General features: G+C 65.8%; 8 protein-coding genes and 1 pseudogene. 3 read left to right on the top strand and 6 right to left on the bottom strand.

The window, feature by feature from the left end; all coding sequences use genetic code 11:
* Window positions 1–5: 5 nt before the first annotated feature.
* From fdhF to ACQ86E_RS25170, 3 genes and pseudogenes are all read left to right on the top strand, one after another.
* Entirely contained in the window at window positions 6–2,879 is a 2,874-nt protein-coding gene (fdhF, locus tag ACQ86E_RS25180) for a formate dehydrogenase subunit alpha (protein WP_431202278.1), read from the top strand.
* A gap of 4 nt (window positions 2,880–2,883) precedes the next feature.
* Window positions 2,884–3,715: pseudogene (gene fdhD / locus ACQ86E_RS25175) on the top strand (formate dehydrogenase accessory sulfurtransferase FdhD).
* The gene (locus ACQ86E_RS25170; RefSeq protein ID WP_431202277.1) at window positions 3,702–3,938 is read left to right on the top strand and encodes a formate dehydrogenase subunit delta; all 237 of its coding nucleotides are present in this window, start codon (window positions 3,702–3,704) and stop codon (window positions 3,936–3,938) included. Before fdhD ends, ACQ86E_RS25170 begins: the two are co-directional and overlap by 14 nt.
* Here ACQ86E_RS25170 and ACQ86E_RS25165 read toward each other — a convergent pair.
* The 6 genes from ACQ86E_RS25165 to ACQ86E_RS25140 all read right to left on the bottom strand — a co-directional run bounded on the left by ACQ86E_RS25165 (window position 3,904) and on the right by ACQ86E_RS25140 (window position 13,055).
* Window positions 3,904–6,882 (bottom strand): bifunctional [glutamine synthetase] adenylyltransferase/[glutamine synthetase]-adenylyl-L-tyrosine phosphorylase, encoded by a 2,979-nt coding sequence (locus ACQ86E_RS25165; protein ID WP_431202276.1) that lies wholly within the window; start codon window positions 6,880–6,882, stop codon window positions 3,904–3,906. The genes ACQ86E_RS25170 and ACQ86E_RS25165 overlap by 35 nt on opposite strands.
* Complete coding sequence (locus tag ACQ86E_RS25160) at window positions 6,879–8,339, bottom strand: sensor histidine kinase (protein ID WP_431202275.1); 1,461 nt, start codon at window positions 8,337–8,339, stop codon at window positions 6,879–6,881. The genes ACQ86E_RS25165 and ACQ86E_RS25160 overlap by 4 nt, the downstream gene beginning before the upstream one ends.
* A complete protein-coding gene (locus ACQ86E_RS25155) occupies window positions 8,323–9,003 on the bottom strand; it encodes a winged helix-turn-helix domain-containing protein (protein WP_431202274.1) in 681 nt (226 codons plus the stop codon). Before ACQ86E_RS25155 ends, ACQ86E_RS25160 begins: the two co-directional genes overlap by 17 nt.
* 295 nt (window positions 9,004–9,298) lie before the next feature.
* A complete protein-coding gene (locus tag ACQ86E_RS25150) occupies window positions 9,299–10,882 on the bottom strand; it encodes a Do family serine endopeptidase (RefSeq protein ID WP_431202273.1) in 1,584 nt (527 codons plus the stop codon).
* A gap of 221 nt (window positions 10,883–11,103) precedes the next feature.
* Window positions 11,104–12,447 carry a methyl-accepting chemotaxis protein gene (locus tag ACQ86E_RS25145; protein WP_431202272.1) on the bottom strand — a complete coding sequence of 448 codons (1,344 nt, stop codon included), beginning with the start codon at window positions 12,445–12,447 and terminating at the stop codon, window positions 11,104–11,106.
* 125 nt (window positions 12,448–12,572) lie between these two features.
* Window positions 12,573–13,055: a cytochrome c-type biogenesis protein gene (locus ACQ86E_RS25140; protein ID WP_431202271.1), complete on the bottom strand. Its 483-nt coding sequence runs from the start codon at window positions 13,053–13,055 to the stop codon at window positions 12,573–12,575.
* Between the last annotated feature and the right edge of the window lies 1 nt (window position 13,056).

Here is a 13,056-nt window from a genome sequence, read left to right as displayed (position 1 = left end):
CAACGATGTCTCTGATCGAAGAAATCGACTACGGCACGCCGCGCTCCAGATCAACGACGATGGTCACGCTGACCATCGACGGCAACGAGATCACGGTGCCGGAATGCACCTCGATCATGCGGGCCGCGATGGACGCGGGCCACCAGATCCCGAAACTCTGCGCGACCGACATGGTCGACGCCTTCGGCTCCTGCCGGCTCTGCGTGGTCGAGATCGAGGGGCGCGCCGGTACGCCGGCCTCGTGCACCACGCCCGTCATGCCCGGCCTCGTCGTGCATACCCAGAGCGAGCGGCTGAAGAAGCTGCGCAAGGGCGTCATGGAGCTCTACATCTCCGACCATCCGCTCGACTGTCTGACCTGCGGCGCCAATGGCGACTGCGAATTGCAGGACATGGCCGGCGCCGTGGGCCTGCGCGAGGTGCGCTACGGCTATGAGGGCGAGAATCATGTGTTCGCCAAATCCCACGGCGAGATCAACGCCGCCTGGATGCCGAAGGACGAGTCCAACCCCTATTTCACCTACGATCCCTCCAAGTGCATCGTCTGTTCGCGCTGCGTCCGCGCCTGTGAGGAGGTGCAAGGCACTTTTGCGCTGACCATCTCCGGCCGCGGCTTCGACAGCCGCGTTTCGCCCGGCATGAATGAAAGTTTTCTGGGCTCCGAATGCGTCTCCTGCGGAGCCTGCGTGCAGGCCTGTCCGACCGCAACGCTGACGGAAAAGTCCGTGATCGAGATCGGCCAGCCCGAACACTCCGTCGTCACCACCTGCGCCTATTGCGGCGTCGGCTGCGCCTTCAAGGCGGAGATGCGCGGCGAGGAAGTCGTGCGCATGGTGCCGTATAAGGACGGCAAGGCCAACCGCGGCCATTCCTGCGTCAAGGGCCGCTTCGCCTGGGGCTATACCAATCACAAGGAACGCATCCTCAAGCCGATGATCCGCGAGCGGATCGAGGATCCCTGGCGCGAAGTGTCGTGGGACGAGGCGTTCTCGTTTGCAGCCGCCAGGATGCGCGGCATCCAGAAGAAGTACGGCCGCGACGCCATCGGCGGAATCACCTCGTCCCGCTGCACCAATGAAGAAACCTATCTGGTGCAGAAGCTGATCCGCGCCGGCTTCGGCAACAACAATGTCGACACCTGCGCCCGCGTCTGCCACTCGCCGACCGGCTATGGCCTGTCTCAGACCTTCGGCACGTCGGCGGGCACGCAGGACTTCGACTCGGTGGAGGACACCGACGTCGCCGTGATCATCGGCGCCAATCCCGCCTCCGCCCATCCGGTGTTCGCCTCGCGCCTGAAGAAGCGGCTGCGCCAGGGTGCAAAACTGATCGTGATCGATCCTCGCCGCACCGAGATGGTGGAATCGCCGCATGTGAAAGCGCTGCATCTGCCGCTGATGCCCGGCACCAACGTTGCCGTGGTGACCGCGCTGGCGCATGTCATCGTCACGGAAGGACTCGTCAACGAGGCTTTCGTGCGTGAGCGCTGCGACTGGAGCGAGTTCGAGGAATGGGCCGCTTTCGTCGCCCAGCCGAAGCACAGCCCGGAAGCGACCGCGATCCTCACCGGTGTCGATCCGAAGGATCTGCGCGAGGCCGCCCGCCTCTACGCCACGGGCGGCAACGGCGCGATCTATTACGGCCTCGGCGTCACCGAGCACAGCCAGGGCTCGACCACCGTGATCGCGATCGCCAACCTCGCGATGGCAACCGGCAATATCGGCCGTTCCGGCGTCGGCGTGAACCCGCTGCGCGGCCAGAACAACGTACAGGGCTCGTGCGACATGGGTTCGTTCCCGCACGAACTGCCGGGCTATCGCCACATCTCGGGCGATGCCGTGCGTGACCAGTTCGAAGCGCTGTGGAATGTCAAGCTCAATCCGGAACCGGGCCTGCGCATTCCCAACATGTTCGACGCCGCGATCGAAGGCTCGTTCATGGGCCTCTACGTGCAGGGCGAGGACATCCTTCAGTCCGACCCCAACACCAAGCATGTCGTGGCGGCGCTCTCCGCCATGGAATGCGTCATCGTGCACGACCTGTTCCTGAACGAGACGGCGAACTACGCCCACGTCTTCCTGCCCGGCTCGAGCTTCCTCGAAAAGGACGGCACCTTCACCAACGCCGAGCGTCGCATCCAGCGCGTGCGCAAGGTGATGTCGCCCAAGAACGGCATGGCCGACTGGGAGGTCACCATCGGCCTCGCCAGGGCGATGGGCTTCGAGATGAACTACAACCATCCGTCCGAGATCATGGACGAGATCGCGGCGCTGACGCCAACCTTCGCCGGCGTCTCCTACGCCAAGCTCGACGAGCTTGGCTCGCTGCAGTGGCCTTGCAACGAGAAGGCGCCGGAGGGCACGCCGGTGATGCATATCGACGGCTTCGTCCGCGGCAAGGGCAAGTTCATCGTGACCGAATATGTCGCGACCGACGAGCGGACCGGTCCCCGTTTCCCGCTGCTGCTCACCACCGGCCGCATCCTCAGCCAATATAATGTCGGCGCGCAGACGAGGCGCACCGAGAACGTGGTCTGGCATGCCGAGGACCGGCTGGAGATCCACCCCCACGACGCCGAGCTGCGCGGGGTGCGCGACGGTGACTGGGTGCGGCTGACGAGCCGCGCGGGCGAGACCACGCTACGCGCGGAGATCACCGACCGCGTGTCGCCGGGTGTCGTCTACACCACCTTCCATCACCCGGACACGCAGGCCAACGTGATCACTACGGACTATTCGGACTGGGCGACCAACTGTCCCGAATACAAGGTGACGGCGGTGCAAATCTCGCCCTCGAACGGCCCGTCCGACTGGCAGAAGTCCTATGATGCGCAGGCGCGGCACTCCCGCCGTATCGCCCCGGCCGAGGCGGCGGAGTAACGGCATGCACGTGCCGGTCCAGGCGATCGATCGGGAAATCTGGCGCAACGATGTTGCCTCCGAAGGAACGCGCCTGATCCCGGAGGAGACGCCGCTGGCGCTGACCTACAATGGCGGCACCTACGCCGTCATGATGGGGACGCCGCAGAACCTTGAGGACTTCGCCGTCGGCTTCAGTCTGGATGAGGGCATCGTCAAGTCCGTCGACGACATCAGGTCGCTCGAAATGGTCCGCCTCGACGACGGCATCGAGCTGCGGATGTGAGCTCGAGCCGGAAGTCGCCGCGCGCATCAACGAGCGTCGGCGGCATATTGCCGGTCCGACCGGCTGCGGCATCTGCGGCATCGACTCGATTGCCGAGGCCGTGCGGCCCGCGGCCGTCGTGCCACCGGGACAGACCTTCACGCCCGAACAGATCATGACGGCGATGCAGACCATCGCGCCCCTGCAGTCGATCAATATCCAGACCCGCGCGGTCCACGCCGCGGCCTTCTGGTCGCCGTCAAAGGGGATCGTCGCCCTGCGCGAGGATGTCGGCCGTCACAACGCACTCGACAAGCTCGCGGGAGCACTGGCGCGCAGCCGGACGGAGGCGAGCGATGGCCTGGTGCTGCTGACGAGCCGCGTCTCGGTCGAGATGGTGCAGAAGACGGCCGCCATTGGCGCGCCCGTGCTGGTCGCGGTCTCCGCACCCACCGCGCTCGCGGTACGCACGGCGGAAGCCGCCGGCATCACGCTGATTGCGATTGCCCGCAGCGACGGATTTGAAGTGTTTACGCACCAGGGCCGTGTCACGGCTCGTCGTGCTCAGGAGATCATCGATGTCGTCGCCTGACCGCCTCGTCTACATGGCCAACCAGATCGGCACGTTCTTCCGCAGCCAGGGCCACGACAAGGCCGTGCCTGGGATTGCCGAGCACATCAAGAAGTTCTGGGACCCCCGGATGAAGCGCGCGATCTTCGCGCATCTCGACGCGGGCGGCGCGGGCCTGGAGCCGAACGTGCGCGAGGCCCTCGCCTCGCTCAAGCAGGCTGTTTCCCTTCCAGAAGCGCGCTGAACACGCGCCGCACATCGCTCTGCGTTTCCTTCACGCGGGCCTCGAGCGAGGAGAAATCCGGCGCGTCGCCGGCCCGCGCCATCACGCGCTGTAGGTCGGTGCCGGCAGTCTCGGGCTTGGATCGATCGCTGACGCAGAGCCGCAGGATCTGCGTCAGGTCATGATAGAGCCTTGCGGCGGCACGCAAGATCTCCGCCTCCGGCTGCGGGAGCACGCCGAGCCTGGCGGCGTTGTCCAGAACCTGCATCGTACCGACGTCGAGAATATCCGGCTTGTCGTGGGCGTGCACGAGCTGGAGATATTGCGCGATGAAGTCGATATCGACCATGCCGCCGGCGGCGTATTTGAGATCCCAATGGTCGCTCTCGCCCTTTTCCTGCGCGATGGCGCGCCGCATGTCGGCGACGTCGTTGGCGACGACGGCAGGGTCGCGGCGGCGCGTCAGGACATCGCGGATGATGCGCTCGATCCGCTCACGGAAAGCATCCGATGAAGACACCACGCGCGCGCGGGTCAGCGCCATATGCTCCCACGTCCAGGCCTCGTTGGCCTGGTAGTCCGCAAACGAGGCAAGACTCGACGCCACCGGGCCGGCGCGCCCGGAGGGACGCAGCCGCATATCGATCTCGTAGAGCACGCCGTAGTTGGTGCGCGTGGTGAAGGCGCTGATCAGGCGCTGGGTGAAGCGCGCGAAGTAGTGCGCGCCGTGCAGCGATTTTGGCCCGTCCGAGTCCGGGGCCTCGCTGTCGAAATCGTAGAGCAAAATCAGGTCGAGATCGGACGACGCCGTCATCTCGCGGCTGCCGAGCCGGCCCATCGCGATGATCGCGGTCTCCTGCCCCTTGATGCGGCCGTGCTGGGCGGCAAAGCGCTCGGCGACGAGACCATGCACGGTATGGACGGTGCCCTCGGCGACGTCCGCAAAGGCCGTGCTTGCTTGTTGCGCCGAGACGGTGCCGGAGAGGATGCGCGTGCCGATCAGGAACAGGCTCTCCTGCCCGAACAGGCGCAGGCGATCGAGGAATTCCTCATAGGAGCTGGCATCGCGCACCGTCGCGGCCAATCGCTCCGACAATTCCTGCTTGTCCGGCATCGCGCCGAAGAAGCGCGGATCGATCAGGCCGTCCATGAGCTGCGGCTTCCGCGCCAGCATCTCGCCGAGCCGTGGCGCCGCGCCGAGCACCAGCGCCACCAGCGCGACGAGATCGCGGTTCTGGGCGAGGAGCGTGATCAGCCGGCCGCCAAGCTGGAGCGCCCCGAGGAAATGATCGAACGTCACGACGGCGCGATCCGGCTCCTCGGCATGCGCGAGGCCGTCGATCAGGGCCGGCACGAAGTCGACGAAGGCGCTTCGCGTCGCCTCGTTGCGGAACGCCCGGTAGTCGCCGGTGATCCAGTCGCGCAGGGTCTGGGCCACCGCGGCCGGCTTCTTGAAGCCGAGCGTCGTCAGATATTGCAGCAGGCGCGGATCATCCGGGCCTGCACTGTAGTCGAGCGCCGGCAGCTTTGCCGTACCGGTCGGATCATCGCCCTCGAACAGCTTCTCATAATGGCTCTGGACGATCTCGAGTTGCCGCAACAGATCGCGCGCGAAGGCTTCGCGATCCGGATAGCCGAAGAAACGCGCAAAACGCTCGACCGCTTCCTTGTCATCGGGCAGCGCATGGGTCTGCTCGTCCGCGATCATCTGGAGACGATGCTCGACCCGGCGCAGGAATTCATACGCAATGGTCAATTCATCGCGCGCGGCGAACGTGATCCAGTTGTTGGCCGCAAGCACATTGAGCGCGGCGAGCGTCGGACGCACCCGCAATTCCGGATGGCGGCCTCCGGCAATCAGCTGCTGCGTCTGGGCGAAAAACTCGATCTCGCGGATGCCGCCGCGGCCGACCTTGACGTTGTGGCCCTCCACCGCGATCTCGCTCTGGCCGCGATAAGTCTGCATCTGCCGCTTCATGTCGTGCACGTCGGCGAGCGCGGCGAAGTCGAGATGCTTGCGCCAGACGAAGGGAGCGATTTCGGCAAGCAGCGCCTCGCCCGCTTTGGGATCGCCGGCGCAGGCGCGTGCCTTGATCATCGCGGCGCGCTCCCAGGTGCGGCCTTCCCGCTCGTAATAGTGTAGCGCCGCGTCGCGGGAAATCGCCACCTGGGTCGAGGACGGATCGGGACGCAGCCGCAGATCGACGCGGAAGACGTAACCGTCATAGGTGCGCTGCTGGAGGATGCGCGCCATGCCCTGCGTCACCCGGACGAAGAACGGCTGCGGCTCGATATCCGGGGCGAGCGTCGTGTTGTCAGGATCGAAGAACACGATGAGGTCGATGTCGCTGGAATAGTTCAGCTCGCCGGCGCCCATCTTGCCCATTGCGAGCACGATCAGGCCGCATCCCGTTTCCGGCGCCTCGGGGTCAGGCGGCAGGATTTTTCCACGTGCGGCTTCCTGCCGCAGTTGGTACCGCAGCGCCGCCTGCACCGAGGACACCGCGACATCGGTCAGCGCCGCTGTCACCCGTATCACCGGCCAGACGCCGCCGATGTCGCACAGCGCGATCAGCAGCGCCGCTTCGGCCTTCATGCGGCGGAGCAACCGCATCACCTCGGCTTCATCCGTCGCCGCCAGCACCCCGCCCCTCGCCTCCGCGATCAGCGTGGCGAGATACTCATCCGGATCGCATGCGAGCAGCCGGATGAGGCGCGGCGCATCCGCGCGCACCAGATCAAACAGATATGGCGAGAATTCCGCGATGCCCGCCAGAATATCCCGCGCGAGGGGATGCACCAGCAGCGCGTCCAGACGCGCCGACGGCGCCGGCTCGAGGTCGGCAAGCCAAGTATCAAAGCGTCGTTCGTCGGTTGTGGAAGCGGCAATATGGGGAGCCTCCGCGAAACGCGCGGCCAGGCCCTCACCATGCTTGTCCGCGTTTCCCGGCGCGGAGTGGTTCATGCCACCTTCTGTGGCACATCCGGTATTGGAGGAGCAACCCTGTCGCCGGCGCCGGCGCGCGCCGGCAGCACCAGCGTGGCGACGAGACCAGGATGGGCATCGCCCAACCGCAATTCTCCGCCATGCAGCGTGGCAACTGCGGAAGCGAGGCTGAGGCCGAGGCCGGAGCCCGGCAGCGTGCGGCTGGCCTCCAGCCGCACGAATCGCTCGACGGCATGCTTGCGGTCGCCTTCGGGGATGCCGGGGCCGCGATCGGTGACGCTGAGCAGCACTTGATCGCCCTCGCGCCTGGCCTCGATCGTGATCTGCCTGCTGTCCATGCTGACCACGGTTCCCGCCGGCTGCGCAGCCGGCTTGCCGTATTTGATCGCGTTCTCGACCAGATTGGCGAGCGCCTGGCTGACCAGTTCACGGTTGGCATGAACCGGCGTCGGATCGGCCTTGACCTTGAGTGTCATGCCGTCGTCTTCGGCGAGCGGCTCGTAGAGCTCGTGGATGCCGGCCGCAACATCAGCGGCGTCGAAATCGTCCATGTTGCCGCGCGCCTGGCCGGACTCCGCACGCGCGATCATCAACAGCGCGTTGAAGGTGCGGATCAGGCCGTCGGATTCCTCGATGGTCCGCTCCAGCGCGGCACGGTAGTCGGCTTCGCTGCCCGATTTCGCCAGCGCCTCCTCGGCGCGGTTGCGCAGGCGCGTCAGCGGCGTCTTGAGGTCGTGCGCGATATTGTCGGAAACCTCCTTCAATCCCGCCATCAGCGCCTCGATCCGCTCCAGCATGGCGTTGAGGTTTTCCGCGAGACGATCGAGCTCGTCGCCACTGCGCCCCACCGGCAGGCGTCCGCTGAGATCGCCGGTCATGATGCGCTGCGCAGTGCCGGTCATGGCATCGATGCGCGTCAGCACCCTGCGCGCGACGAAGACGCCGCCGCCGAGACCGAGCACCACGACGATCAGGATCGACCATTGCGCGGCCTTGGCCACGATGCCGAACAGCCGCCGCCGCTCGTCGAGATCGCGGCCGATCAGGAGCCGGAAACCGTTTTCGAGCTCGGTGACGCGCACCAACGCGCGGTGGTTGCGATCGTCCGCGTCCTCGATTCGCCGGTAGGCCGTCTCCGTCCAGCCGCGCGTCGCCATCACGCCCGGTGCCAGCGAGCCGACATTGCCTGCAACCGCCTGCCCGGTCGGCGTGGTCACGAGATAGAGGTTGGCGCCCGGCCGCAGCGCGCGATATTCGATCGCGCGCACGAGGCCGAACAGGCCACGGCGCCCGTAGATCTCGTTGATCTCCGAGGTCTCGGAATTGACCGTCTGCGTGATCTCCTCAGTGATGAGCCGCCGCGTATTCCAGGCGAAATAGCCGAGCAAGGAGGCCGCGAAGATCGCAAACAGGAACAGGTAGGCCAGCGTCAGCCGGAACGCCGTGGTGCGGACGAGTTTACCGAATGCCGTCACGGATCATGTACCCGGCGCCGCGGATCGTGTGCAGCAGCGGCCGCTCAAAACCCTTGTCGATCTTGGAGCGCAGCCGCGAAATGTGCACGTCGATGACGTTGGTCTGCGGATCGAAATGATAGTCCCAGACGTTCTCCAGCAGCATGGTGCGTGTCACCACCTGGCCGGCGTGCTTCATCAGATATTCGAGCAGACGGAATTCGCGCGGCTGCAGTGTCAACTCGTCCTTGCCGCGGGCGACGCGGTGGGACAGCCGGTCGAGCTCGAGGTCGCCGACGCGATAGAGCGTCTCCTCAGCCGGGCCGCCGCGGCGGCGCGACAGTACCTCGACGCGGGCGAGCAGTTCGGCGAAGGAATAGGGCTTCGGCAGATAGTCGTCGCCGCCGGCGCGCAGGCCCTTGATGCGGTCGTCGACCTGGCCGAGCGCCGAGAGAATCAGCACCGGCGTGGTGTTGCCCTTGTCGCGGAGCAGACCGATCAGCGATAGGCCGTCGCGCTTGGGCAGCATGCGGTCGACCACCAACACGTCGTAATCGCCGTTTTCGGCCATGGCGAGGCCTTCCTCGCCGTCTGCGGCGTGGTCGGCAATATGTCCGACCTCGCGAAACGCCTTCACGAGATAGTCGGCGGATTCGCGGTCGTCTTCAATGATGAGGAGGCGCATCGTGCGTTCGGCGGCGGTCAAGGGGGTAACCTTCTCTGAACATGGCGCGAGCGGCAATCGCATGCAAGCCAAGCAAATGGGACTTGTACGAAAACCTGGGTAAGCAAAAAGGCGGGCGGTGAAGCTGGGGGGACCTCACCGCCCTAGGCCTTCCGACGGAGGGGGGCGTATTCCACCGGAAGGTAGACTGGGGAAGCGAACGTTACGCTGCTCCCCCGAAGGGCGTCGGCGGCGGGGGCGACTGATGCCGGCGACACCCCTCATCTCGTAAGCCTCCTGAAGGCTCAGCCCTTGGCTAACCTTTGGCGATGGGCACGGCGACGAAGCGCGACTGACCGCCGCTCTTCACACGCATCAGGACGCTGTTCTTGTTGTCGGTCCGCGCCGTGTTGATGGCGTCGCGGACGTCGCCGGCGGTGCTCACACTCTTGCCGCCGACTTCCAAAATCACGTCGCCTTCCTTGAAGCCGCGTTCGGCCGCGGCACTCTTCGGATCGACTTCGGTGACCACGACGCCTTCCTTGCCGGCGCCGGCCACGGAGTCGGCGGGCGCAACGGTCATGCCGAGCTTGGGCACGTCGGTGCCGCGGCTCGCACCCTTGCCGCTATCCCTGTCGGTGTCGGCCTTGGCCTCGACCGTGTTGGGCAGCTGACCGAGCGTGAGGTTCACGACCTTGTCCTGGCCCTTGTGCAACACGTTGAGCTTCACGGTCGCGCCGGGCGACAGGCCGCCGATGGTGCGGGCAAGCTCGCGGGCGTCCTTGACGGCTTCGCCGTTGACCGAGGTGATCACGTCGCCGGACTCGATGCCGGCCTTGGCAGCCGGACCGTTCGCCTGCGGCTCCGCCACCAGCGCGCCTTCGGCCTTCTTCATGCCGAGGCTGTCGGCGATGTCGGACGTCACCGGCTGGATTTGCACGCCGATCCAGCCGCGGCTGACGGAACCCTTGTCCTTGAGCTGGGCAACCACCGTCTTCACGGTGGAGGCCGGGATCGAGAACGCGATGCCGACGCTGCCGCCGGAGGGCGAGTAGATCGCGGTGTTGACGCCCATCACTTCACCGTTGGTGTCGAAAGCCGGACCGCCGGAATTGCCCTTGTTTACGGGCGCGTCGATCTGGATGAAATCATCATAGGGGCCGTTGCCGATATCGCGACCGCTGGCCGAGACGATACCCGCGGTCACGGTGCCGCCGAGGCCGAACGGATTGCCAACCGCGAGCACCCAGTCGCCGATTCGCGGCTTGCCGTCGGCAAGCTTGGCGAACGGGAAGTTGGAGCTGCCCTCGACCTTGATCAGGGCAAGGTCGGTGCGCTGGTCGGTTCCGATCACCTTGGCTTTGTAGGTCTTGCCGTCGTCGGTGGTGACCTCGACCTTGTCGGCGCCGTCAACCACATGGTTGTTCGTCACGGCATAGCCGTCAGCCGAGATGAAGAAACCGGAGCCCTGGCCCTGCACGACGCGACCACGACCACCGCCACCCCTCTGGCCCGGGAAACCATCCGGACCGCCGAAGCGGCGGAAGAAGCGCTCCATCGGCGAGCCCGGCTGGAACGGCGACTGCGCGTCGTCACCATCGTCGTTGCTCGCGGTCTTTTCCTTGATGTTGACCTTCACCGAAATCACCGAGGGCTTCACGCGCTCGACGATGTCGGCGAAGCCGATCGGACGCTCGACCTTGCGGACCTCGTTGTTGACCTGCGCATGCGCCGGGCTCGAGAACAGGTCGCCCGGCGAGGTCGACGGGCTAAAGCCGTGGACGGCGATGCCGAGGCCTGCGACGACCGAGGCCATCAGCGCGATCCTGCGCGCGGAGAAAACCGAGCGGCGCGGCTGCCGATAGGACGGAAGGTTGGTGAGGTCGGGACGGTCGGTCATGCAGAGATCTCCAGGGCCTTGAAATCCATTTGGTGCCGGATGGCAGCACCTTACGGTCCTGAAGATGGGGGCTCCCGCCTTACCGCGCGCTGGCGGCGGGGTTAAACTTTTGTAATGAACGGGGACTCGGATGCGTCCGTTTATCGCAGCCCGAAAATCGTGGTGTGACAGGAACTTAATCGTGTTCCCGAGATCGGCGCATACAAGCGTATTTTGCGGCCTCAGCTCGCCCTGACGCTGACGATGAATTCGTCCACTTCGCGCTTCAAGGTCTCGGCCTGCCGCGACAGGTCGACGGCGGAATCGCGCGCTTCGGCGGCCATGCGCCCGGTCTCCGCCGAGGTCGAGGTGATCTGGACGATGTGATTGGAGACGTCGAGCGTACCGTGTGCGGCGTCCTGCGCGCTGCTCGTGATGTCCTGTGTGGCATTGCGCTGCTGGGCAGTGTCAACCTCGATGCCAGACATGATCGACGAGATTTCCGACAGGGTCTTCGAGATCCCGTCGATCGCGCCGCGCGTCTCCGCGGTGATGCCCTGGATGCTGGCGACGTGCGAAGTGATCTCTTCCGTCGCCTTGCTGGTCTGGTGCGCGAGGTTCTTCACCTCGGATGCGACCACGGCAAAACCCTTGCCGGCCTCCCCTGCCCGCGCCGCCTCGATGGTTGCGTTGAGCGCCAGCAAATTGGTCTGCGAGGCGATGGCCTGCACGAGCTGCACCACCTCGCCGATCTTGTCGGCGGCGTCCGACAACGTATGGATGGTGTCGCGGCTCTTCTCGGCCTGGGACGCCGCGCCTTCGGCGCGCTGTGTCGCGTCGGTGACGCGGCGGCTGATCGTGCCGATCGAATTCGTCATCGCCTCGGCCGAGCCCGCGACCGTCTGGACGCTGACGCTGGCCTGGCTCGCTGCGCTCGCGACCGCACTGGCCTTCGTGCTGGTGTCGTTGGCCGTCCGCGACAATGTCTCGGCGTTGCTCTTCAGATGCACGGCCGACGACGCCACGCTGTCGACGACACCGGCGACGAGATCGTTGAAGCGCTTGATGCGGTCGTCGAGAAATTGCGAGCGCTCGGACTGATGCTGCGCTTCGCGCAGCTGCTGCTCGGTGAGCCGGCGCCGCTCGATCCCGTTGGTCTTGAACACCTCCAGCGCCCCGGCGAGCAGGCCGATCTCGTTGGTGCCGCCGAGGCCCGGAACGGATGTCTCGAACTTCTGGTCGGCGACCTCGCGCATGGCATGCACGATCGCCGCCAGCGGGCTGAGGATGCCGTTGCGCACGGCGAACCAGGTGGTGAGGCAGATCGCGACGGCGACGACCGCGATCACGCCGCAGGCCATCAGGAAATAGGAGAACGCCGCCTGCGCCTGCTGGTAGATCTGCATCGCGTGATCGCGCGCGGGACCGCTCAGCGCGGCGAAATCCGACGACAGGCTGGTGATCTCGTTGTTGAGATAGAGCACCGCGACGAAGCCGGTGCCGCCGCCGATGCCCAGCAGGAACAATAATGCTGCGACGACGGCGCCGACCAGGAAGCGGATCGTCAGATTGCTGTTCGTGAACATCGGGGAGACTCAGAGTCAGGAATCGAATCTTCCGCCAAGCTTCCAGATAAAGGTCAACATAGCGTGAAACAGGCCATCGCAGGCGGTCTACGTACCACTACGTAGACGCGGACGGCGTCACGCAGCTAGGAAGATTTGGCTTCGTCCGACATCAACGCGGCGAGCCGCGTCTCCTCTTCGGGCGAAAGCGGCGGCGCTGGTACGTCTGCACCGCTTCTCGAACGGCGACGGATCTGCAGCCAGAGCGCCAGGCCGCCGCCGATCAGCAGCAGGGGCGCGAGCAGCCACAGCAGCACCGTCTGGCGCTCGAAGCGCGGCTTGAGCAGTACGAACTGGCCATAGCGCGCGACAAGGAAGTCGAGCACCTGCGAATTGCTGTCGCCGGCCGCGATGCGCTCGCGCACCAGCAGGCGCAGATCGCGCGCGAGCGGCGCGTCGGAATCGTCGATCGACTGGTTCTGGCAAACCATGCAGCGCAGCTCGCGCGACAGGTCGCGCGCGCGGACTTCCTTGGCGGGATCCGACATGATCTCGTCGGGCTGCACGGCGTACGCCACCGGCATGGCCAGAAGCATCAGCGCGACGATCGCAAGCATCATCCGCCGCATC

The sequence above is a fragment of the Bradyrhizobium betae genome (assembly GCF_050632175.1).
Classification (GTDB): Bacteria; Pseudomonadota; Alphaproteobacteria; order Rhizobiales; family Xanthobacteraceae; genus Bradyrhizobium; species Bradyrhizobium betae_B.
The sequence above is the reverse complement of the archived record's forward strand: the minus strand, read 5'-3'. Positions and strand labels throughout refer to the sequence as shown.

What these genes read in the sequence shown, in the direction of transcription:
- ACQ86E_RS25150 (WP_431202273.1), bottom strand. Translation starts at nt 10,882, where the DNA reads ATGACCGACCGTCCCGACCTCACCAACCTTCCGTCCTATCGGCAGCCG.
- ACQ86E_RS25165 (WP_431202276.1), bottom strand. Translation starts at nt 6,882, where the DNA reads ATGAACCACTCCGCGCCGGGAAACGCGGACAAGCATGGTGAGGGCCTG.
- ACQ86E_RS25140 (WP_431202271.1), bottom strand. Translation starts at nt 13,055, where the DNA reads ATGCGGCGGATGATGCTTGCGATCGTCGCGCTGATGCTTCTGGCCATG.
- ACQ86E_RS25145 (WP_431202272.1), bottom strand. Translation starts at nt 12,447, where the DNA reads ATGTTCACGAACAGCAATCTGACGATCCGCTTCCTGGTCGGCGCCGTC.
- ACQ86E_RS25155 (WP_431202274.1), bottom strand. Translation starts at nt 9,003, where the DNA reads ATGCGCCTCCTCATCATTGAAGACGACCGCGAATCCGCCGACTATCTC.
- fdhF (WP_431202278.1), top strand. Translation starts at nt 6, where the DNA reads ATGTCTCTGATCGAAGAAATCGACTACGGCACGCCGCGCTCCAGATCA.
- ACQ86E_RS25170 (WP_431202277.1), top strand. Translation starts at nt 3,702, where the DNA reads ATGTCGTCGCCTGACCGCCTCGTCTACATGGCCAACCAGATCGGCACG.